The sequence below is a fragment of the Pedobacter suwonensis genome, assembly GCF_007833675.1.
Lineage (GTDB): Bacteria > Bacteroidota > Bacteroidia > Sphingobacteriales > Sphingobacteriaceae > Pedobacter > Pedobacter suwonensis.
This window is the reverse complement of record NZ_CP031708.1, coordinates 4,057,794-4,080,064: the sequence shown is the minus strand read 5'-3', so window position 1 is coordinate 4,080,064 and position 22,271 is coordinate 4,057,794. Positions and strand designations below refer to the sequence as shown.

At 38.7% G+C, this 22,271-nt stretch carries 17 protein-coding genes; 4 read left to right on the top strand and 13 right to left on the bottom strand.

Features of this window, described 5'->3' with window-relative positions; genetic code table 11:
* Nucleotide 1: 1 nt before the first annotated feature.
* From DV942_RS16790 to DV942_RS16750, 9 genes are all read right to left on the bottom strand, one after another.
* Nucleotides 2–1,021 carry a hypothetical protein gene (locus DV942_RS16790; RefSeq protein ID WP_145859428.1) on the bottom strand — a complete coding sequence of 340 codons (1,020 nt, stop codon included), beginning with the start codon at nt 1,019–1,021 and terminating at the stop codon, nt 2–4.
* A gap of 124 nt (nt 1,022–1,145) precedes the next feature.
* On the bottom strand, nt 1,146–2,009 hold the full coding sequence (locus DV942_RS16785; RefSeq protein WP_145859424.1) for an FKBP-type peptidyl-prolyl cis-trans isomerase: 864 nt from the start codon (nt 2,007–2,009) through the stop codon (nt 1,146–1,148).
* Nucleotides 2,010–2,220: 211 nt separating this feature from the next.
* Nucleotides 2,221–2,667, bottom strand: coding sequence for an FKBP-type peptidyl-prolyl cis-trans isomerase (locus DV942_RS16780; protein ID WP_145859421.1), 447 nt, complete (start codon nt 2,665–2,667; stop codon nt 2,221–2,223).
* A gap of 208 nt (nt 2,668–2,875) precedes the next feature.
* Nucleotides 2,876–4,669, bottom strand: coding sequence for an acyl-CoA dehydrogenase family protein (locus DV942_RS16775; protein WP_145859418.1), 1,794 nt, complete (start codon nt 4,667–4,669; stop codon nt 2,876–2,878).
* A gap of 289 nt (nt 4,670–4,958) precedes the next feature.
* The gene (locus tag DV942_RS16770) at nt 4,959–5,210 is read right to left on the bottom strand and encodes a four helix bundle protein (RefSeq protein ID WP_244950728.1); all 252 of its coding nucleotides are present in this window, start codon (nt 5,208–5,210) and stop codon (nt 4,959–4,961) included.
* A 43-nt stretch (nt 5,211–5,253) separates the two neighbouring features.
* Nucleotides 5,254–6,429, bottom strand: coding sequence for an acetyl-CoA C-acyltransferase (locus DV942_RS16765; RefSeq protein WP_145859416.1), 1,176 nt, complete (start codon nt 6,427–6,429; stop codon nt 5,254–5,256).
* Between the two features lie 131 nt (nt 6,430–6,560).
* On the bottom strand, nt 6,561–6,935 hold the full coding sequence (locus DV942_RS16760; protein ID WP_090986682.1) for a four helix bundle protein: 375 nt from the start codon (nt 6,933–6,935) through the stop codon (nt 6,561–6,563).
* Nucleotides 6,936–7,001: 66 nt separating this feature from the next.
* Nucleotides 7,002–9,407 (bottom strand): 3-hydroxyacyl-CoA dehydrogenase/enoyl-CoA hydratase family protein, encoded by a 2,406-nt coding sequence (locus DV942_RS16755; protein ID WP_186462494.1) that lies wholly within the window; start codon nt 9,405–9,407, stop codon nt 7,002–7,004.
* Nucleotides 9,408–9,482: 75 nt separating this feature from the next.
* The gene (locus DV942_RS16750; protein WP_145859411.1) at nt 9,483–9,917 is read right to left on the bottom strand and encodes a MarR family winged helix-turn-helix transcriptional regulator; all 435 of its coding nucleotides are present in this window, start codon (nt 9,915–9,917) and stop codon (nt 9,483–9,485) included.
* A gap of 125 nt (nt 9,918–10,042) precedes the next feature.
* Between DV942_RS16750 and DV942_RS16745 the strand changes: the two genes are divergently transcribed.
* The gene (locus DV942_RS16745) at nt 10,043–11,005 is read left to right on the top strand and encodes a hypothetical protein (RefSeq protein WP_186462332.1); all 963 of its coding nucleotides are present in this window, start codon (nt 10,043–10,045) and stop codon (nt 11,003–11,005) included.
* Between the two features lie 320 nt (nt 11,006–11,325).
* On the opposite strand, the gene DV942_RS16740 is transcribed toward DV942_RS16745, so the two are convergent.
* Nucleotides 11,326–12,648, bottom strand: coding sequence for an OmpA family protein (locus DV942_RS16740; RefSeq protein WP_145859406.1), 1,323 nt, complete (start codon nt 12,646–12,648; stop codon nt 11,326–11,328).
* A gap of 352 nt (nt 12,649–13,000) precedes the next feature.
* Here DV942_RS16740 and DV942_RS16735 point away from each other — a divergent pair, with 352 nt between their 5' ends.
* The gene (locus DV942_RS16735) at nt 13,001–14,401 is read left to right on the top strand and encodes an IS4 family transposase (RefSeq protein ID WP_145855910.1); all 1,401 of its coding nucleotides are present in this window, start codon (nt 13,001–13,003) and stop codon (nt 14,399–14,401) included.
* 263 nt (nt 14,402–14,664) lie between these two features.
* Here DV942_RS16735 and ggt read toward each other — a convergent pair whose 3' ends face one another.
* Both ggt and DV942_RS16725 read right to left on the bottom strand, forming a co-directional pair.
* On the bottom strand, nt 14,665–16,386 hold the full coding sequence (gene ggt, locus DV942_RS16730; protein WP_145859403.1) for a gamma-glutamyltransferase: 1,722 nt from the start codon (nt 16,384–16,386) through the stop codon (nt 14,665–14,667).
* A complete protein-coding gene (locus tag DV942_RS16725) occupies nt 16,358–18,133 on the bottom strand; it encodes an AMP-dependent synthetase/ligase (protein WP_145859400.1) in 1,776 nt (591 codons plus the stop codon). Before DV942_RS16725 ends, ggt begins: the two co-directional genes overlap by 29 nt.
* Before the next feature lie 258 nt (nt 18,134–18,391).
* Here DV942_RS16725 and DV942_RS16720 point away from each other — a divergent pair, with 258 nt between their 5' ends.
* Nucleotides 18,392–18,856, top strand: a complete 465-nt coding sequence (locus DV942_RS16720; RefSeq protein WP_145859397.1) for a hypothetical protein — start codon at nt 18,392–18,394, stop codon at nt 18,854–18,856.
* Between the two features lie 133 nt (nt 18,857–18,989).
* Here the strand turns inward: DV942_RS16720 and DV942_RS16715 are convergent, their stop codons facing one another.
* The gene (locus tag DV942_RS16715) at nt 18,990–20,819 is read right to left on the bottom strand and encodes a M61 family metallopeptidase (RefSeq protein ID WP_145859395.1); all 1,830 of its coding nucleotides are present in this window, start codon (nt 20,817–20,819) and stop codon (nt 18,990–18,992) included.
* 352 nt (nt 20,820–21,171) lie between these two features.
* Between DV942_RS16715 and DV942_RS16710 the strand changes: the two genes are divergently transcribed.
* A complete protein-coding gene (locus DV942_RS16710; RefSeq protein ID WP_145859393.1) occupies nt 21,172–22,269 on the top strand; it encodes an efflux RND transporter periplasmic adaptor subunit in 1,098 nt (365 codons plus the stop codon).
* Nucleotides 22,270–22,271 lie beyond the last annotated feature (2 nt).

Below are 22,271 nucleotides of genomic sequence, written 5' to 3'. Positions count from 1 at the left end.
ATTAATTAGGCACATTAAATGAAGGTGCATTGGGTACTCCTCCTGAAAAAAAGCGGCCTGTACCAGCAATTCCATTTCCTAAGCCCGTTTTAACTCCCAAATCGATAATAATTGGACCTGTTGCATTCCCAACACTATAACTAGGCAAGTTAAAATTATATGATACACCGTCTGGCGCCATTGGGTATGTAAAGCCAGAAAAATTATAATTCAGGTTACTAAAGTAATAATCTGTTTCATTTGTTCTCCACCCACCAAATGTTCTTTTCAGTTCCTGTCTTGAAGTAAAGTAATATCTAAAAGAGGCATCATGTGTACTGGGTGCAGGCATGCTTTCAAGCCATAAATCAACAAACAATCTTCTTTTCCCATCTTCATTATAATATAATTGAGATTTTATCGCTGTGGTAACAACTTCAGCCTCCGTTGATGCTTGATTACTGCCCGAAGTATGTGTCTTCGTTGAAATATTGGAAACAAATATTCCTTTAGTCAAATCTGTTCTACTGATGTTACTAACTTCCAATTCACTTTTATGTTTACCCGAATAAGATACCATTCTTTGATCATTAGTGTAAACCGTAGTTACATCACCAATCTTTACTTCCCCTTTTATATTAGTAAATAATGCAGAAAGAGGAGTACCGAATTTATATGTAAGGGAGCTATCTGATTTTATTTCTACTATTTCCGAATATTTATTCTTAAAGTCATCAAATGATTTATTGGTATTTACATTTTCATATTCTTTGCTTATTTCCAGATAGATGTCCCTATAAGACTTAAAATTTTGTAATTCTTTTGGTTTTGAATTAAAATTTTCTGGTTTTACCAAAATATTAACCAAAGAATCAAAAGCTTTCTGATCTCTGAATTTTAAATATCCGTTTTCAATGCTTACAGCATTTGTTAAAAGTTTTTCTTCTTGATTTCCAACATTGGCATCCTTTTTACAGGAAAAGATTGATATACTAACCAAAAAAGGTAGTATTAAATAGCGTAAATTAAATTTATTTATCATAATTAGATTGTATGTTTTCCCTTACACACCAAACATACACCTAAAAAATAAGTTAAGAAAATTAAAAGCAAAAAAAATGCCCAACTATTAGTTGAGCATATCGTTATAATGAGAATAGATTCATCTAATTTGTAACGCTTACAATTTCAATATCGAAGTCTAGAGGCATCCCATTAGCCAAATCAGAAGGTAAAATCAAACGAAGCTTTCCACCAGCAGTTACCTTGCCAGGTAATATTAATTGCCAACCTTTAAATAAGTTACTTAAAACATCCGTTATTTGAGCAGGTTGTGGTACGACAACTCCATCTAAAGTTCTTAATGTATAATTTGCAACTATTGTAGAATTTAAATTAATAGCATCAGTTCCAGTACCAGGTGTAATAATTGAGTATCTTGCCCTTGACGGATCCTTAGTTAATGTTAAATTATTATTGGAAATTAACTTATTAATCTCCAATTCATCAATTTCATGTCTCTTCGATTCAAGATATAGGCCTAGGTCAACAATAATATTTTCATTTGATGCAATGTTAAGAGCACTCAGACCATTTTTACCAAAAACCATATATGATGGCATAATAAGAGTGGCTTTCCCACCTCGATTTAATTTCGATAGCACTTCTCTAACTGGAGTTAAAAGGAATTGTTGTTGATTAAAAGTAAACCTGTCTGTATAACCTAAATAATTACCTGGTATCATTAAATCAGTAGATTGAAAAAAAACTTGCCCTGATAATGTTTTAAATGTATAAGAATAATAAACCGAATCCTGATTTGCCACAGCACTGCCTGTACCTTGTGCCGTAATTTTATAATAATACCCTTTTGTTGGATCTTTGGTAAAGCTAAGATTATTCTGCTTCAAATATGTTTGAATAGCCGCATCATCTATGCTTTGGATGGACTCATACTCTTTTTTACATGAGCTGAAAATTATGGTAGCCAGTAAAATCGCGAATAGGCCAAGTTTAGTAAATTTGTTCATTTATTATTGTACGTCTGTAAGTGTTATGGTTAATATATCATATCAATAGAATAATATGTTTAATCTTAACCATTATCCGCAAAAATAAGCTTTTAATGTGGTTGCAACAATTTTTAACCTATTTTAACAATTGTAGCACTTAAAAAACATGCTTATGGTAAAAATAGATAAATCAAATCGCTGCTTTGGTCTTTTGCCTTTAATCTTATGCTTATTGTACGTTTGATAGCTGGATATTAAAATCCAACACCGAATTTCCGGGGATAGGACCTACCGAACTACTACCATAACCTAAACCTGGAGGAACAATTAACCTGATTTCGCCACCTTTCTGGATTTTGGGAATACCGATACGCCAGCCTTGAATCAGTTCTGCAAGGTTAAAGGTTTGTTCTTTGCCACCTCCATTATCAAATACATTTCCATTTAACAACCTTCCCTCATATTTGATGGTAATTTTGGTATTGCTTGGATAAGTAAATGAACCCGATCCAGGCTTAATGATCTCATAATATAAACCCGAGTTATCTCTAATGGCATTGATATTATTTTTTTTGATAAAATCTGTGATCTGTTTTTCGGGATCTTCGTCTTTTTTACAAGATGAAATAACAGCTACACTTAAAAATAGTATCGTAAGTAATCTAAATTTAATCATACGCGAAAATATGATTTTTATACCATAAAGCTAAGGACTTATTATTTTTCAGCTTCTGTCATGCTGAGGCACGAAGCATCTGTTTCATCGGTTGCAGATGCTTCGTGCCTCAGCATGACAGCATATTATTAGGCATCGCACAATAAAAAAGGGTTTAAGGTATTGGTTACACGCCCAATCCTTAAACCCTAAACCTCTCAGCCTTCTACTAAAAAATATATTTATTTGCCTCAATAAGCTGTTGTGCAACTCTTTGACGGGCATCTTTAACATTAAAAGGTTCAACTTTGGTAAAACGGCGTAAACCAACCTGCATCATGCGCAGTTCATCACCTTCCGCAAAAGCCCAAAGTGCTTCTTTACCCGCTTTGGCTATGCCATCTACAGCTTCTACCATGTAAATCCGCAATAAATCCAGCTGACCTGCACATGCTTCTTCACCCCGGGTATGCACTAATTTTTCCGTCCTCAGCAAAGCTGATTCCAGTACATAAACATAACTGGCCATATCGGCAATGTTCATTAAAATTTCCTGTTCTTTGCTCAGGGTCATCATCAATTTTTGAACCGCAGCACCAGCTACCATTAACGTTGCTTTTTTCAGATTAGAAAGCACTTTTTTCTCTGCAGCAAATAAGGTATCATCCTCTTCACCAAAATCAGGTATACTCATCAGCTCGGCGGCAACTGCTGTAGCAGGCGTCATTAAATCCAGCTCACCTTTCATGGCGCGTTTCAGCATCATATCAACCGTTAACAAGCGGTTAATTTCGTTTGTACCTTCAAAAATACGGTTGATGCGGGCATCGCGGTAGGCCCTATCCATAGGTGCATCGGCACTAAAGCCCATACCCCCATAAATCTGCACACCTTCATCTACCGTGTAATCTAAAGCTTCAGAACCCCAAACCTTTAAAATGGCACACTCTACCGCAAATTGTTCAACAGACTTTAATCTTGCTTTGCCAGATTCCATTCCACCTGCAACCAGTTGATCGTAAGTATCATCAATATTTTGCCCTGCACGATAGTTTGCCGAATCAACCGCATAAAGCTTAGATGCGATTTCTGCAATTTTAAAGCGGATTGCACCGTATTTAGAAATCGGGCGGCCAAACTGGATCCGCTCGTTTGAATAGTTAATCGCCGTATTTAAAGTTGCTTTCGATGCTCCGATAGCTGCCGCAGATAATTTAATACGGCCAATGTTTAGAATATTTACTGCGATTTTAAATCCGTTTTCGCGCTCGCTTAACATGTTCTCAACAGGCACCGGGCAATCGTTAAAGAAAACCTGACGGGTTGAAGAACCCTTAATCCCCATTTTGTGTTCTTCCGGGTTCATGGTAATGCCGCCGAAATCTTTCTCTACAATAAATGCAGTTAAGTTTTTATCGTCGTCTATCTTAGCAAAAACGATAAAAACATCAGCAAAACCACCATTAGTGATCCACATTTTCTGACCATTGATGATGTAGTGTTTACCATCATCGCTCAATTTAGCCTTTGTTTTTCCTGAGTTTGCATCCGAACCTGAGTTTGGTTCCGTTAAGCAATAAGCTGCCTTCCATTCACCCGAACCAAGTTTAGGGATATACTTTGCTTTTTGTTCTTCGTTGCCATAATATAAAATCGGTAATGTACCAATTCCAGTATGGGCAGAAAGTGCAACGGCAAAAGAGTGGCCTGCACCTACCACATCTGCAACCAGCATGGAAGTATTGAAATTTTTGCCGAAACCGCCATATTCTTCGGGTACTGAAACACCAAGAATGCCCAGTTCGCCAGCTTTGGTTAACAATGTTGGCATGAGTTCAGGATCTTCCTGCTTGTCGATTTTTTCTAAATTGGGATAAACCTCAGCCGCCAGAAAATCGCGACAAGTTTGTGCAATCATCTGCTGCTCTTCGTCAAACTCTTCAGGGATAAATACTTCCTGATAAGTGGTATCCTTAATTAAGAATTCGCCACCTTTAATTGTCTTTTTTTCAGTTGTTTCCATTGCTATGAGATTTGAGAAATGAGATTTGAGATTTGAGACCTGCCCAAATTCAAACTCAAATCATTTTTGTATGAGTTTTTAGATATCAGATGTGAGATCTTAGTTCTCTTGATCGAACCACATTATCTCAAATCTAATATCTATCGTCTCATGTCCTTTTTATTAATTTTCATTTCCAGCATCTGCTGAAAACCTTAAGTCATTTTTTGTAATACATCAATTTGAGTGATTAAGAACCCAAAATTTTAGAATTGTGAGTTTATTAGCAATAACCAATTGAGTTTGTAATTCATAAGAAGATCAATTGGCTATGCCTAAAAAAATTATTAAATTCCTTAGGCAAATTTCTGCCTGCTCCTTCTGCAATATTAGATGGATTTGATACAGCTGCTCTTCGAGATTGGCTAGTCAATCCAAAACGTTCATCTGACGGATATGTTGAAGTTGCTTTATATAAATCAACGGCCAAATCAATTGCTTTATTCCAGATTTTTAGCGCTTTCAAATTATTCATTTTGTAAAAATTATTTGTCTCAGGCATGTTCTTATACATTTTCTCAAATCTCGCATCTAAGATCTCAGATCTAAAGAAGCTCAAAAATTCCAGCTGCACCTTGCCCGGTTCCTACGCACATGGTTACCATTCCGTATTTTTTGTTTTGTCTTTTCAGCTCATTCATGATCTGCACAGTAAGCTTCGCTCCGGTACAACCAAGTGGATGGCCCAGGGCAATTGCTCCACCGTTTACATTAATCACATCCGGGTTTAAATCCAATGTTCTGATTACCGCTAACGATTGTGAGGCAAAAGCTTCATTCAGTTCGATTAAATCAATATCTTCCTTTTTCAATCCGGCTTGCTTCAAAGCTTTTGGAATCGCCTCAATCGGACCAATGCCCATAATACGTGGCGGCACACCTGCAATACCGTAACTTACCAATCTGGCAATCGGCTCGGCATTTAATTCTTTCATTTTCTTTTCAGACACGACCAGAACGAATGCAGCACCATCCGATGTTTGCGAGGAATTACCTGCAGTTACACTGCCTACTGCGTCAAATACAGGTTTCAGTTTCGCCAACTTTTCCAGCGTTGTATCTGCACGTGGCCCTTCATCGGTATCAACCACGTAAGAACGGGTTTTCTTTTTAAGGTTGTCATCCAGATAGTTTTCATTTACCGTAATTGGCAAAATGCCGTCTTTCAAATGACCGTTTTTTATGGCGTGAATAGCTTTTTCATGAGATTTTAATGAAAAAGCATCCTGATCTTCACGGCTTACATCATATTCTTTGGCTACCGCTTCAGCAGTTAAGCCCATGCCCCAATACCAGTCTGGATTATTTTTTGCTACCTCTGCATTTGGCACCAGTTTCCAGCCACCAAAAGGCATTCCGCTCATCACCTCTACGCCACCTGCGATAATACAATCGGCCATGCCCGCTTTAATTTTGGCAACTGCTGTGGCAATGGTATCCAAACCTGATGCACAGTAACGGTTTACGGTAACACCTGGTACTTTATCTGTATCCAACCCCATCAGCGAGATCATACGGCCAATATTCAGGCCTTGTTCTGCCTCTGGCGTAGCATTACCCACGATTACATCATCAATCTGTTCTTTATCTAAATTTGGGACTGATGCTACCAAAGCCCTGATTACTTCTGCGGCCAAATCATCAGCTCTTGTAAAACGGAATACGCCACGAGGTGCTTTACCCACTGCTGTACGGTATCCGGCTATAATATATGCTTCCATTGTTTGAAATTTGAGATTTGAGATATTAGATGTGAGACTTAACCCAAACTAATAATTCAAATCGATTAGTATTTAGATTTAAAGCATTAAATGTGAGACATGAGATGATAATTGGTCTCAAATCTACTCCCTCACATCTTTTTCATATTAATTTTCTTATTCAGCATCTGCTGAAAACCATAAGTCATTTTTTGTAGTTCATCAATTTGATTCAGTAAAAGATCTAAAATTTCAGATTCGAGAATATCAAGTCTGTTAGCGATTACCAATTGAGTTTGCAATTCATAAGAAGATCCATTAGCTATCCCTAAAAAATTATTAAATTCTTTGACTGAATTTCTTCCGGCACCTTCGGCAATGTTAGATGGAATTGAGATAGCTGCCCTTCGAGATTGACTGGTTAAGCCAAAGCGCTCATCAGTCGGAAAGGTTGATGTTGCTTTGTAAACATCAACAGCTAAATTAATAGCCTTATTCCAAATTTTTAACTCTTTTAAATTATTCATATTCTATTATTGCTGATGCTATGAACGATGCAAACTGTCTCAAATCTAATGTCTACTGTCTCACATCTAATTCCTCAACGGTTTCCCTTTTGTAATGATACTCTGAATCCGTTCTAACGATTTCCTTTCTCCTGCGAGTGATAAAAATGCCTCTCTTTCAAGATCCAATAAGTATTGTTCGGTTACTTCTGTTGGTGCAGATAAATCACCACCACACATTACATAGCCTAGTTTCTCAGAGATTTTTTTATCATGTTCGGAGATGAAATGCCCTGCGTACATACTATTTGCACCGGCATAAACAATTCCCAATCCCTGCTTTCCTAACACTTTAATATCGTTACGTTGTACTGGTTTGGTATAACCGGCATCTGCAAGCTCAATCGCTTTTGCTTTTGCATCGGCCAGTAAACGGTTGCGGTTCATTGAGATCGAGAATTTATCTTTTTGCAGATAGCCCAACTCATAAGCTTCGTAACCCGAAGTGGAGACTTTGGCCATGCCGATAGTTAGGAAACGATCTTTCAGGGCATTCTGCACAATCTGATCGTCTTTAAACTCATCAGAAGCACGTAGTGCAAACTCTTTAGTACCGCCACCGCCAGGAATTACACCTACACCAAATTCAACCAGGCCCATATAGGTTTCGGCAGAAAGCTGAACATGATCAGCATGTAAACTAAATTCACAGCCTCCGCCCAGGGTTAAATTATGCGGGGCTACCACCACCGGAATAGAAGAATATCGGATGCGCATTGACGTATTCTGGAACATTTTGATCGCCATGTTTAATTCATCCCACTCCTGTTCTACCGCCATCATAAAAATCATCCCTACGTTGGCACCGGCAGAAAAATTTGCGCCATCATTGCCGATAACTAAACCACGGTAATCTTTTTCTGCCATATCAATGGCCTTATTGATTCCCGAAATCACGTCACCGCCAATGGTATTCATTTTAGTATGAAATTCTACATTCAGAATGCCATCACCCAGATCAATAATGGAGACGCCAGAATTTTTCCAAAGTGTTTTATTTTCGCGCAGGTTATCCAAAATGATAAACTCCTCTGTTCCTGGTAGCGCTTTATAACTTTTGGAAGGGATATCGTAATATTTTTTAACCCCGTTTTCTACTTTATAAAATGACGTATTTCCAGCGTCCAGCATTTCTTGTACCCAGGCTGCAGCTTTATTGCCATATTGATCCATCCCCTCGATGGCTTCTTTTACGCCAATGGCATCCCACAATTCGAAAGGACCGAGTTCCCAGCCAAAACCAGCCCGCATCGCATCATCAATACGATACAATTCATCAGAAATTTCTGGGATCCTATCTGATACATATTCAAATAAACCAAATGAAGAATGGCGGAACAATTCGCCTGCCTTATCTTTTCCTTTGGCAAAAATCTTCATGCGCTCACGAAGGTTTTCCACCGGCTTGGTCATTTCTAAAGTCGCCGATTTGACCTTCTGCTGAGGCTTATATTCTAATGTTTTTAAGTCGAGTGCAAGAATTTCAGTTTTTCCGTCAGCAGTTTTGGTTTTCTTATAAAAACCCTGTTTGGTTTTATCGCCCAGCCATTTATTTTCTTCCATTTTTTGCACGTATGCAGGAAGTTTAAACAAATCGTGTGCTTTATCATCAGGGCAGTTGTCATAAAGCCCTTTGGCCACTTTGATCATGGTATCTAAACCTACAACATCCGATGTGCGGAATGTGGCCGATTTTGGTCTGCCCAATGCCGGCCCTGTAAATTTATCAACCTCCTCTACCGTTAAATCTAATTTTTCGACCAGATGCAAAAGTGCCATAATCGAATAAACGCCCACCCTATTGGCAATAAACGCCGGGGTATCTTTACATAAAACAGTTGTTTTCCCTAAAAACTTATCACCATATTGCATCAGAAAATCAACAATTTCCTGCTTTGTATGTGGCGTAGGAATAATTTCCAGCAACTTTAAATAACGTGGCGGATTAAAAAAGTGTGTCCCGCAGAAATGCGATTTAAAATCTTCGCTTCTTCCTTCAGCCATTAAATGAATGGGAATACCAGACGTATTTGATGTAACTAAGGTGCCCGGTTTACGGAATTGCTCTACCTGTTCGAAAACCTTTTTCTTAATATCTAGGTTTTCGACAACCACTTCAATCACCCAGTCGTAAGCGGCGATTTTAGACATATCATCTTCGAAGTTTCCGGTTTTGATTTTATTTAAGGCTTTTTTTGAGTAAACCGGAGATGGATTTGTTTTCACGGCCGTTTGCAAAGCAGTATTTACAATCCGGTTTTTTACAATGGGGTTGTCCAATGTTAATCCTTTTGCCTGCTCCTCGGGACTGAGTTCTTTTGGTGCGATATCCAACAATAATACCTCAACACCAATATTGGCGAAGTGGCATGCAATACGCGAACCCATAATACCCGACCCTAAAACTGCAACTTTATTAATGCTTCGTTTCATCATCTATTTGCTTTTCATTAGTCTGACGAACCGTTTTATACAGTCCTTGTCAAACAGATTTCATTACTATATTTATTAATCTACAGTATAGGCTACTGTTATGTCATTCAATTTAATCAGGAGGTTGATAAAAGTCTCTTTTTCTTTTTTTGAAAAATGCTCATCAAGATATTCGTTAAATTTCCGAACAACCCCCTTGGCCAACTGCTTTTTCTCTTTACCAAAATCAGTCAAAAAAACCTTTACCGAACGTTTATCCCCTACTGATGTTTCCCGAAAAATAAGGTTAGCCTCTTCCATGTTATTCAGCATACGCGATAAACTGGTTGCTTTAACCCCAAGCAAGCCAGCTAAATTTGAAACCGCAGTGCCCTCAACATCATCTATATTAATAAGCATATAACCAATAGCCTGTGTAATCCCGAAACTGGAAGCCATTTGATTATACTTATTAAACATATTTTGCCAGGCAAACTTAATATGGTAATCTATGGTTTGTTGATGCTTCATTTTCACTAATTTATTATGCTTGCATAACAAAGCTAATGAATGTATTTTGTTAATGCAATAGAAAAATTCAAAATATTTGTCAATTTTTTCTTATCATAGCCATACACAAAATGAAACCGCAGAATATGTTTAAAGTAAAGCAAATACTCTTGTTTAGTTTTTTTATTTTATGGGCGGCTATTGCACAAAGCCAAGTTGCCTATTTTGGAAAATCTCTTCTAAACAGTCAAAAGCTAGAGGTTTTCAAAAAAACAACCACTGTATTTACCTTTCAGTATAATGACTATGCTGAATTGGAAAAATTTGAGCAGGCCATTAAAAAAAATTGGAAAATCACACCATATAAAATCATTAAACCCGAAGAGTTGGCACGTTATGATACGCTTGCCAATTATTCACTTTTTTATTTTGATGCTTATACCGAAAAGTCAGACACTATTAACAATACAAATATTATTTATGCACTGAAGTTAATAACACCGTCTAAAAAGCCTAAGGTAAAAGAAGAAATTTTATTGGCGGCAGTAGCGCTTTTTGCTGATCCGAGTACCAATTTCCTGGTTGAAACACAGGATCAGCAATATGGCACGAAACGAAGAATAAAAAATAATATTTTATCTCATTTCTATAATAAAGCCAGTTTCTATAATTGGTCGCCCGGCTTTTTAAGCGGTTATTTAAAACAAATAAACGATGGATTGCTCGCCAGCGAAAATTGTAATCTAGATTACCAATTTTACAATAGAGTGCGTTTGCCGGAACTGGCAAAAGAAACGCTGTATGTGCCCGAATATATTAAGGAGGTTTTTTCTTCGAGACTAGCTCTCTTACCACCATCAGGAATTATTGCCGAACCTTATAATTATAAACTTAAGTTTGTATCGTATAAAGCATTGGATAGTTTAATCCTGAGTAACGCTACTCCTATTAAATATGTGGTTTATACGCAGCGAGATAACGATAAAATCATCAGTGTATACGACAGTAAAGATGATAAAATTATTTATCAACGCTTTTACCCGCAATCGCCGGATTTTGAGATGAACGATTTAAGCGAGATTAAAAAGGTGATTGTATCACTGAAATAAGTTGATTTCAAATACTAATTATTACGCTGTCATTCTGAACGCAGTGAAGAATCTTTACCATAAGACCTATTTCCTCATAATTTCAAATCCAATCGTGCCGCAAGTAAGCCTAAGAAAGATCCTTCACTGCGTTCAGGATGACAATTCGTATTTATAGCCATTTAGTTACCCCTACATTGAAGCAAATTGATTCTACATTCAGGATGACAACCCGCATTTATAGCCATTAACCAAATCGGCTAGCGACCATTGCATAAAACGTCATAAACTGAAAAAGTCCTGATTTTCACCAGGACTTTTTAATATTGTTTAAAAACAACTTAGTAAAGTGTAAACTCTACCCGACGGTTTTGTTGACGTCCGGCTGCTGTTTTGTTAGTTGCAATCGGTTGACCCATACCGTAACCTGTAGCTTCAATACGTGAAGCGTTGGCACCTTGAGAAACCAAGTATGCTTTAACAGATTCTGCTCTTTCTTTTGATAAACGCAGGTTTAGTTCTTTTGATCCTGTATTATCGGTATGACCAGCCAATTTTAAGCTAAAGTTTTTCTGTATCAACAATGCTGCAACCCTATTTAATGAAGCATAAGATTTAGAACGAATAGTAGCTTTACCTAAATCGAACTCTAAGTTTTTAATCGCTTCGTTAACTACTTTACGGTCTTCTTCTGTTACGATAACTTTTTCTACTACTTTCTCCGGAGTTTTTAACGGGCAACCAGCACCATCCACAACGGTACCTGATGGTGTATCCGGACATTTATCCAATTTATCAGCAACGCCATCACCATCTGAATCTTTCAATACATCGTTAAGTTCTGAGCGTAGCTTTGCATTATCAGCTTTTTGGGCATTCAATTCAGACCGTAGACCTTCAGCAGTTTGTTTTGCTTTTAGGGCTTCATCATAAGTTAAAGCTACCGGATTATGGAAAGCCAATTGTTTTCCACTACCTAACGCAAACTCTAAACCTGCATAAGCATAATTGTATTTATCGTTTCCATTTTGGTAATAACCGTCTAAGTTATCGCCATCAACAAAGTTGATTGTCCAACCCAGATCAAAGTTTACGGCATCAGAAATTTTAAATTTCGCACCTAAACCTACCGGAATAATCAATTCGTGGATGTTATCACCACTACCAAATACTGAAGTTCCTGCTGCTGTAGTGATGGTGGGTTTGTAAGCAGCAATACCCGCTCCTGCAGAAGCATAAAGCTGTAAAGTATTTTCTTTTTTAAACATATCGATATTGAACATGTTTACTACAGCATTTAAACTTCCTGAATAAGATAAGTCTGTATCAAAAGATTTTACCGGAGCGTTGTTTACCAAACCGCTTTCATAGGGTTCGGAGTTATCGCCTTTTAATTTACCGCGAACTCCGTCTAAACGTAGAGAGAAATAAGGCGTAAACTGCTTTTTAATGTATAGGCCATATCCCAAACTTGATTTGTTATTACTGAAATCGTTTTTTCCACCCAGTGGTGATAATGGCGTTAGCACACCAGCGTTTACTCCAATAGACCATGTTCTAAAGGTTGTAGTTGAAGTTGCCGGACTTTCCTGAGCTGAAGCAACCGACCCGATTAATAAACCAGCAATTGCAACTGGTAGGGCTTTAGATAATTGTAGTTTCATAATTTTCTGTTTAACGTTGAATAGCGTCTCACAATCTTTACAATAGCCATACCAAAAATACAACGCGGTAAAAATACTTATTAACTTATCAACACCAATTTGCGCTATTGAAACCTCTGTTAAATAACGTGAACTATGGATCTAAAAGATCATTTGCGATAATAACAACTGTATTTTTATGTTAATTGAGCATTCTATTTGTCATGGCGGGATGGGCTTCTTCCTTTTTGAAAGAAACAAAAAACGCCGGCTGAAAATTTTTCTGCTAAAGGCAGCGAGTAGGCTTTGACTGTGCTTCCCGAATCCCGATAGCAATCCTACCGTGTGGACACAAATATTTTTAGTTTTGTAGATGTTATTATCAAATGGGTATAGAGATTGTTTTCCAGACAAGCGTTTAAATAACCGTTGTGTCGAGGTTATAAATAATTTGTTTACCAAAGGTGTCCATTCCATACGCCAACTGTCCGATAGCCTTTCACAGGCAAAAGGTTTTTATAGATTCCTGAAGAATGAGCGGGTTGAAGAAGATAGCATCATTTCCGATATATCCTCCCGTTGTGGAGTAAGTTGCAAGGGAAAAACAGTCTTATGCATCCAGGATAGTACAGAAATCAATATGTACAAACATAGAAACCGATTGCAAAAAGATGGTAGTTTAGGTACTACCAATGCAAAATTCCAAGGTTTGGGCTATTTACTCCATCCATCCCTGGTTGTGGATGCCCAAAGCTGTGTTCCCTATGGCTTTTCCTATATCAAAATTTGGAATAGGCCCGAGGTTCGGGTCAATAAACATGTGCGTAAATACAGCACGCTTCCCATACAGGAAAAGGAGTCATATAAATGGATAGAATCGTCCAAGAAGAGCAAAGAGGCTTTGAAAGAAGCTGAATCCATCATTATTGTACAGGATAGGGAAGGCGATATTTATGAACAGTTTTCCTGCATACCCGATGAAAGAACGGATTTGCTGGTGCGGGCAAGCACCAACCGTACCCTTACGGATAAAACAAAGCTTTTCGACGTGTTTGATGGTCACCCTGCCCAGGGCAGTTATCAGATTAAGGTTGAGGGCGATAAGAGAAAGAAGAGATCTACCCGAATAGCCGATATAGAAGTAAGGTATAAAGAGGTTGAGATCAAAAGAACCGGCACAAGTTCAAAAGAAAGCCCCGATACGGTTAAGCTATTCTATATCGAGGCAAAGGAGAAAGTATCAAAAGGCTGCAACAACCCTGTTTGTTGGAGGATCTTAACGACAATACCTTTAGAAAATATTGATATGGCGTTATGTTGTATAGAGTGGTACAGCTGGCGTTGGACTATAGAAGAAGTTTTTAGGATATTAAAAAAAGAAGGATTCAATATTGAGGCCAGCGAACTCGAATATGGTCAGAGTATTAGGAAATTAAGCCTTCTAATGTTGGATGTGATACTAAAGCTTTTTATGATGCAGCTCTCATATGCTGTTCCAGAGGAAGAAGGCCTCTGTGCCGAAAGCTGCTTTTCCAAACAGGAACAGGAGTGCAGCGAAGATCTTATCAAAATATTGGAGGGAAAAACTGAAAAACAAAAAAATCTATATAAAAAGCAGAGCCTAAAAAGACATGTTTGGACAATAGCCAGACTGGGGGGCTGGAAAGGCTATGCAAGCGAAAGACCGCCTGGAATAACAACATTATGGATTGGTCTACAAAAATTCGCTGAAATAAATATTGGATGGAGAATCAAAAATATCCCTGAAACTTAGCAAAAGATGTGTCAACACGGTAGGATAGCAATCGGGATGTTAGGCCGGTGATGCCGAGAAAGAAGATTTTCTGCTGTGGCTAGCCAAACGTTCATGCATGTCGGCAAAATTAAGCCCCATAGCTCACGTTAAATAGTCAAAAAGCAATTATGAGGTCCACTGTTTAGTTACACCATTATTGAGCATATCATGCACCAAATTATGCCCAATTAATATGTAGCTAATTTGATACAATAGAAAATTAATGAATAGAGCTGAAATGGCTACCAGCCAATGGCTTTATCATCACCCCTTGGGTCGGCACCACCCTGATAATTTCCCCATTTGGTCCTCAAGATGGCATCAACTCTGCCAATTGGGCCTCGCTGTAAAATTTTATAACCTTTTGCCTTTAACTTCGATATTGATAAGCTGTCAATAGCATCCTTTTCTACATACACCTCATCTGGCAACCACTGGTGATGAAACTTTTTAGCATTAACAGCAGATTGCATAGACATATCGAAATCGATTACATTTATAATGGTTTGGAATACAGAAGTAATAATGGTGGAACCTCCTGGTGTACCTACCACCATAAATAATTTTCCGTCTTTCTCCACAATGCTCGGCGTCATGGAGCTCAACATTCTTTTATTCGGGGCGATAGCATTGGCTTCGCCGCCAACCAAGCCATACATATTTGGTGCGCCTGGTTTAACTGAAAAATCGTCCATTTCGTTGTTCAACAAAAAACCTGCTCCTTTTACGGCCACCAACGATCCATAAGAACCGTTTAAAGTGGTGGTAATGGAAACGGCATTTCCATCACGGTCTACGATAGAGAAATGCGTGGTTTCTTCATGTTCTTTGTCATTTATTTCACCGGCTGACACAACACTACTTGGAGTTGCAGAGGCCCAGCTAAAGTTTGCCATCCGGTTTTTATTATACGCAGCATCTAATAACTGCTGTTGCGGAACGGCATAAAAATCAGGATCGCCCAAATGCTTTGCGCGATCGGCGTATACCCTTCTTTCTGCCTCGACCATTACCTGTATGGTTGAATCGGCATTATGTCCCCATTTTTTCAAAGGATAAGGCTCTACAGACTGAAGCAGCTGGATGAGGGCAATGCCTCCGCTTGATGTTGGCGGCATGGTGATAATTTTATAGCCCCGGTAACTGCCTGTTACCGGCTTACGCCAAACGGCATGATAATTTTTTAAATCTTCTTTTGTAATAAGTCCTTTTCCGCGCTGCATTTCGGCTACAAGCGAATCGGCCACAGCCCCTTCATAAAAACCGGCTCTGCCTTTCTCCTGGATCAGCTTTAAAGTATTGGCCAGCTCTTTTTGTACCAACACATCATTTTCCTGCCAGGTGCTTTCCAAATTTACAAATGCTGTTCCATTTGGGTTAAACTCCATAAACTTTCTATGCAAACCGTTCAATTCAGCGGCCTGCCTTTTGGTAATTTTAAAACCAAGTTGAGCCAGGTCTATTGCCGGCTGTAGTACCTGCGCCCAGGAAAGCTTTCCATATTTCTTATGCGCCTCTACCATACCATCTACCGATCCTGGTACCCCCGCAGCTAAATGGCCATAAAGGCTTCTATCTACAATTGGATTGCCGGCTGCATCCAGATACATATCTCTGGTAGCAGCCTTCGCTGCTTTTTCCCTGAAATCCAGGGCATTTATTTCTCCGGTTGAACTGCGGTAAACCATAAAACCGCCTCCCCCGATATTTCCCGCATTAGGATAAACCACTGCCAGGGCAAACTGAGCAGCAACAGCGGCATCAACTGCATTCCCTCCCTTTTTTAAGATATATATACCTACCTGAGATGCTTCCGGATGAGCTGAAACCACCATGCCGTTTTTATATTCGCCACTATTGTTTTTACCTAATTGTCCGGTTGCACAACCAGCCAATAAAAACATCATGCTTAGGTATATTACTGATTTTTTATAATTAGTGAGGGGCTTTATAGTTTTCTGCATCCCGATAGATTTTTTCGATTATTTCACTATTTTTTTCGGTAATCACTTTTCTTTTCAAACTTAATTTTGGCGTTAGCTCGCCCCCATCTATGCTCCACTCTTTAGGTAAGAGTGCAAATCGCTTTACCTGTTCCCATTTACCAAAATCCACATTTGCCACTTCAATAACCTCATTATATTTAGCAAGCACCTGCTCGTTTTTAATTATCTCTTCGTTTGAGCTGAAATTAATGCCCTTTCTGCCTGCCCAGGTTTTTAAGGTTTCGAAATTAGGAACAATCAATGCAGAAGGAAATTTTCTATTTTCGCCCAGAACCATGATCTGCTCGATAAAAATCGATTCTTTATATTTATTCTCCAGCATTTGCGGGGCAACGTATTTACCACCAGCTGTTTTAAACATCTCTTTTTTACGGTCGGTAATTCTTAAAAAGCGGCCATCAACCAACTCACCAATATCTCCGGTATGAAACCATCCATCCTGATCTATAGCCTCCTGGGTTAAGTCGGGCCGGTTATAATAACCTTTCATCACCTGGTGTCCACGGGTCAATACTTCCCCATCAGGAGCAATTTTAACTTCCACACCTTTAATTACCTCACCAACGGTACCAAACATGGTTCCGCCGAAATGATTAACGGTAATTACAGGCGAGGTTTCGGTCAATCCATAACCCTCAAAAACAGGCATACCAGCTGCCCAGAAAATCCTCGCCAATCGCGGATTGAGGGCAGCACCGCCAGATACGATGACCACGATTTCTCCACCCAGAGCTTCTTTCCATTTTTTGAACACCAGTTTACGGGCAATACCCAGCTTGAAATTGTACCAGGCACCTGCATTGATGGTATATTTTTCGGCCAAGGCTACCGACCAAAAGAAAATTCCTTTTTTTATCCCGGTTAATGCCTTCCCTTTTTCCATGATCTTATCGTACACTTTTTCAAGAAGCCTTGGAACAGTAGAAAAGGCATTAGGTTTTACATGCTGAATATCGGCAACAATGGTCTCCATACTTTCTGCATAATAGATCCCTGTATAATTAAACAGGTATAGATAAATGATCATCCGCTCAAAAATGTGCGATAAAGGCAGAAAACTTAAACTTTTGTTGACCCCCTCGGGCATAACTACAGCCGAGTTTACAAAATTTGCAACTAAGTTATTGTGCGTTAGCATTACTCCCTTTGGCGTTCCTGTTGTACCTGAAGTATAAATTAAGGTCAAAACATCATCTGGCTCCACATTTGACCGATAGGCTTCCAGGTCAATATCCGTACTTGCCTTACCGAGTTCAATTAAGGTATTCCAGTTTTCGGTTGCTGTAACTTCGTTAAAAGTATAAATCTTAATATCAGGATTTATGGCATCGGCACAAGGTTTAATTTTTTTATACAATTCTTCGTCAGCTACAAAAATTATGGCTATTTCTGCATCTTTTAAGATAAAATGAATATCATGCTCGGCTAAGGTTGGATATAAGGGGATCTGGTAAGCCCCGATCTGGCTGGCAGCAAAATCAGCAATATTCCATTCAGGCCGGTTGTGAGACATTACAGCAACCCTTCCCCCTTTCCCAATACCTTGTTTAATTAGTCCACGGCTTAAGTTATCTACAGCATTGCAAAAATCTACTGTACTATAATTTATCCATTTCCCGTTAATTTTTCCGCTGATGAATTCCTGCTTAGGATTTTCGAGGCTGTACTTTAAGAGATCAAAAACCCGTTTAATTTCTGCCGCCATATGAATTGTATATTATTTGGTTAAATTAAAAAAATCAAACATAAAGATGGTTACTTTATGTGTATTTATTAATGAAAATAATACTTGGCAATGAGTGAAATGCCGTATTTACTTTCCGTTAAAATATTTTTAATAAACTTAGCGATTACAAAATTACTATGCAAGCATTGTTTTTTATCAGGTTAAAATTTTTACCGAAAAAACAGAAACGGCATTAAAGTTGTTAGGCTGATAATTATTTACAAAAACATTTAAATTATGAAAAAGTTATTTACAATTTTAGGATGCATTGCATTATTTGCCCTTAGTACAACAAACGTTAAAGCCCAAAACTACAAAACCGGATTAGGCTTAGGTATTGACTTCGGAGACGGCGCTACATTGGTAGGTCCTTCAATCAGACACCATTTCAGCCCTAAGGCGGCCCTTCAGGGAGATGTATTGTTTGGTGGAAATTCAACCGTTATTCAAGGTTTCATTCAATACAATTCATCTATCCGTGGCGCAAAAGGTTTAGATTGGTATTTAGGTGGTGGTCCTTCCGTTCAATTGTACGATGGCGGTTCTAGTTTTTACCTTGTTCCAATGGTTGGTTTAGACTATAAATTCTCTGGTGCACCATTGGCATTGGCTTTAGATTGGAGACCAAGACTTTACATTGGCGACAACAACAGCGATTTTAATGCTGGAAGATTTGGTCTGGGATTTAGATATACTTTCTAGGTATAGCGTTTAGCGCTAAGCGCATGACGTTAAGCTTTGTATAGTAAAGCATTTAACATAAAAATCCCGTAAGATTAATTCCTTACGGGATTTTTTGTGCTTTATATATAGACTAAAGATTTACGATTAAAAATTAAACTCCTGTCCATTTTTTAAGTACTGCTTTCTGCGCCGGTGTGGCATTTTCGTTAACAGTTACTTTTAGGCGTACATTTGGATTCTCTTTCAGGGTTAACGAAATTTCTTTCTCTAATCCATCACGTCTAACCTTAAGTTTCAACACATCACCAATATTCTTTTTACCTACCAACGGGATAACATCCAACGAAATCATCGGGCTTTTCAACCTTACTGTTGCTAGCGCATCACCTAATGAGGTATCATCTAAACTGAGTACAACGTCATTTACGTTCAATCCGCTGATCCAGGCCGCAGAATTTCTTGTTGTTGAAGTAATTACCAGACCATCATTGGTCAACTGTCCGGCAGCACCGGTAACCGGCTTACCTGGCGTTGCATTTTCTGTCGAAACATCTACACCGGCATAACCAAAGTACTTCACATATTCTACATCATCTACCCCATTTACATATTTAGCCCAAAAATTGTTAAAGCTGATTCCGGATATTTTCTCCACCATGGCTTTAAATTCGGCATCGGTATAACCTCGCTTTAAAGTTTTGCACTGCAGATACATCGCTTTCATTACATCATCCAGGCTTTTAGCACCTTTGGTGGCATTGATAATTTCCAAATCCATTAAAATACCAATTACTTCGCCTTTATTATAATAAGAGATTGAATTGTTTTTCGAATTTTCATTCGGGCGGTAACCAATAATCCAGGCATCATAACTAGACGAAGCTGCCGACTGGTATTTGGCACCCGGGGTATTTAAGACTGTACCCACGCCACCAACTAAATCTTTCAAAAATTCGTTCACATCGGTAAAACCTGCGCGGTGCAGGTATTTGTTCTCATAATATGATGTAAAACCTTCAGCCACCCAAAGGTTAGTGGTGTAATTTTCGTTATCATAATCAAAAGGGCCTAAAGCAATAGGGCGCAAACGTTTCACATTCCACAGGTGATGATACTCATGCGCAACCAGGCTTAAGAAGCCTTTATAACCTTCGGCTGTATTGTAAGCATTTCTTGTAGCACCTAAAGTAGTGGAGTTGAGGTGTTCCAGACCACCGCCCCCTTTTAAGAAATTATGAACAATAAACAGGTAATATTTATTAGGATTTTCGCCATAAACTGCAGTTTCCTTTTCTACAATTTTGGCCATATCAACTTTTAGTTTTTCTTTATCATAATTACCGCCTCCATACATAGCCACTTCATGGCGAACACCGGCAGCTGTAAATTCAAAAGTGTCCTGATTGCCTACCTCAATAGGGCTATCGTACAGAATATCGAAATCGCTGGCCTTATAAGTAAACTGCTCGCCAGCAACAGGAGCTAAGCCGGTAGAAACCTTACTCCAGGTATTGAACGGAACGATTTTTACCGTACTTGCCGATTTGATCATGCCGTCAGGGTGCATAAAAATACCAGTTGGTGATAAGAAAGCATGAGATTCATCAATAAATGGTGTACGCACTGAGATTTCAAATGCATAAACCCGGTAATTGACCTGAATGTTAGGAGCCTTTGCTGAGAAAATCCTCCAGGTGTTTTTGCTAACCTTTTCAACCTTTGCCGCTTTGCCACCCGCAGTAGCCTTAAATTCTTCAACACTTTTTTCAAACTCACGCACTAAATAAGAACCTGGTGTCCATACAGGCATTTTTACGTCTACATAATCTTTTGTCAGTCCAGAAATATTCATCTGCACTTCTGCATAATGCGCTTGCGGTTCTTTAAACGAAACCTCAAAGCCTATTTTTACCTGCGCCTTCGCTGCCATAATACACGTTAGTAGTAAAACTAAACTTAAAACTGATTTTTTATTAAACATATTCACTGTGTTTTGCTACAAATTTAGATTTATTGATGGGGTTTTAATATAAAATAGCTCAATGTGGTGTAAAATAGTTGTTTCTGTTCAATTTACTTCTGGCGCTTGGCGATTTGCGAAAAACTCAGGGCGATTTAGCACCAAATGTCATCAGGCATTAACTGGTTGATTTATGAAGGAATAACAACTTAGTATAAATATTATGCGGCAACCAAGCTGTGAACTTCGGACCGAGATGGTAACATCCTTAATACAACGAAATTAGGACTAAACTATTTGAATATTTTTACGCTCTAATTCCAAACATTAATTTCATTTTTAACGTTGGAATACGCACTACACAAATCATAACATGAAGAAAAGGTATATTATCTATGCTGTTTTAGCAATAGGCCTGGCTTATCTGGTATATTACAGAATTAATGCAAATAAAAAACTAGAAGGAAAAGGTGGTGCATCTGCTGGTGCCGGAAAGGGTAAAGAGGCTGGTAAGGGAGGCGCCTCTGCTCCACTGGCAGTGGATGGAATTATTGTAAAGCCGGTATCGTTTGACAATGACCTGGAAATAACCGGCGCTATTGACGCAAACGAATCGGTTGTATTAAAAAGTGAAGTGTCGGGACTGGTGACCGGAATTTATTTTAAGGAAGGCACTATGGTATCAAAAGGAAGTGTACTGGTTAAAGTAAATGACCGGGATATACAAGCGCAATTGCAGGATGCACTGACGAAACAAAAACTTTCCGGCACAAATGAGAACAGGGCAAAACAATTGCTTGCAAAAGGGGCAATCAGTCAGGAAGAATACGATACTTCCTTAGCAGATTTAAGGTCGTTGCAGGCCCAGGCACAATTAGTACGGGCGCAATTGGCCAAAACCACTATCCGCGCACCTTTTACAGGCCGTATCGGTTTACGTAACATTTCTATCGGCACTTATTTAACGCCAACCACAGTGATTGCCAACCTGGTGAGTACAAATCCTGTTAAAGTTACTTTCTCTGTTCCGGAAAAATATGCAGGGCAGATCAAAGTGAACTCCGAAATTATATTTACTACTGATGGCTCTTCAAAAGAAAACAAGGGAAAAGTTTATGCGATAGAACCGGGGATTAATTCCGCTACCAGAACCTTACAAATTAGGGCTTTATCTCCCAATGCGGACAACGCTTTGCTACCAGGTTCCTTTGCGAAAATCAAACTGGCTTTAAGTACCCTTCAAAATGCTATTCTGATTCCTAACGAGGCTGTTATCCCGGTTTTGAAAGGTAAGATCGTTTATATCCAAAAAGATGGTAAAGCACAAGAGGTTAAGGTAGAAGCGGGTACACGTACCGATGAAAACATTGTGATTACATCGGGATTAAAAGCTGGCGACACGGTATTAACCACCGGATCAATGGCTTTGAAAAAAGGTGCACCGGTTAAAGTTCATTTGGTTAAAGAATAATT

Coding starts and splice junctions, on each gene's coding strand:
- DV942_RS16790 (WP_145859428.1), bottom strand. CDS start 1,021: ATGATAAATAAATTTAATTTACGCTATTTAATACTACCTTTTTTGGTT.
- DV942_RS16785 (WP_145859424.1), bottom strand. CDS start 2,009: ATGAACAAATTTACTAAACTTGGCCTATTCGCGATTTTACTGGCTACC.
- DV942_RS16780 (WP_145859421.1), bottom strand. CDS start 2,667: ATGATTAAATTTAGATTACTTACGATACTATTTTTAAGTGTAGCTGTT.
- DV942_RS16775 (WP_145859418.1), bottom strand. CDS start 4,669: ATGGAAACAACTGAAAAAAAGACAATTAAAGGTGGCGAATTCTTAATT.
- DV942_RS16770 (WP_244950728.1), bottom strand. CDS start 5,210: ATGCCTGAGACAAATAATTTTTACAAAATGAATAATTTGAAAGCGCTA.
- DV942_RS16765 (WP_145859416.1), bottom strand. CDS start 6,429: ATGGAAGCATATATTATAGCCGGATACCGTACAGCAGTGGGTAAAGCA.
- DV942_RS16760 (WP_090986682.1), bottom strand. CDS start 6,935: ATGAATAATTTAAAAGAGTTAAAAATTTGGAATAAGGCTATTAATTTA.
- DV942_RS16755 (WP_186462494.1), bottom strand. CDS start 9,407: ATGAAACGAAGCATTAATAAAGTTGCAGTTTTAGGGTCGGGTATTATG.
- DV942_RS16750 (WP_145859411.1), bottom strand. CDS start 9,917: ATGAAGCATCAACAAACCATAGATTACCATATTAAGTTTGCCTGGCAA.
- DV942_RS16745 (WP_186462332.1), top strand. CDS start 10,043: ATGTTTAAAGTAAAGCAAATACTCTTGTTTAGTTTTTTTATTTTATGG.
- DV942_RS16740 (WP_145859406.1), bottom strand. CDS start 12,648: ATGAAACTACAATTATCTAAAGCCCTACCAGTTGCAATTGCTGGTTTA.
- DV942_RS16735 (WP_145855910.1), top strand. CDS start 13,001: ATGTTATTATCAAATGGGTATAGAGATTGTTTTCCAGACAAGCGTTTA.
- ggt (WP_145859403.1), bottom strand. CDS start 16,386: ATGCAGAAAACTATAAAGCCCCTCACTAATTATAAAAAATCAGTAATA.
- DV942_RS16725 (WP_145859400.1), bottom strand. CDS start 18,133: ATGGCGGCAGAAATTAAACGGGTTTTTGATCTCTTAAAGTACAGCCTC.
- DV942_RS16720 (WP_145859397.1), top strand. CDS start 18,392: ATGAAAAAGTTATTTACAATTTTAGGATGCATTGCATTATTTGCCCTT.
- DV942_RS16715 (WP_145859395.1), bottom strand. CDS start 20,819: ATGTTTAATAAAAAATCAGTTTTAAGTTTAGTTTTACTACTAACGTGT.
- DV942_RS16710 (WP_145859393.1), top strand. CDS start 21,172: ATGAAGAAAAGGTATATTATCTATGCTGTTTTAGCAATAGGCCTGGCT.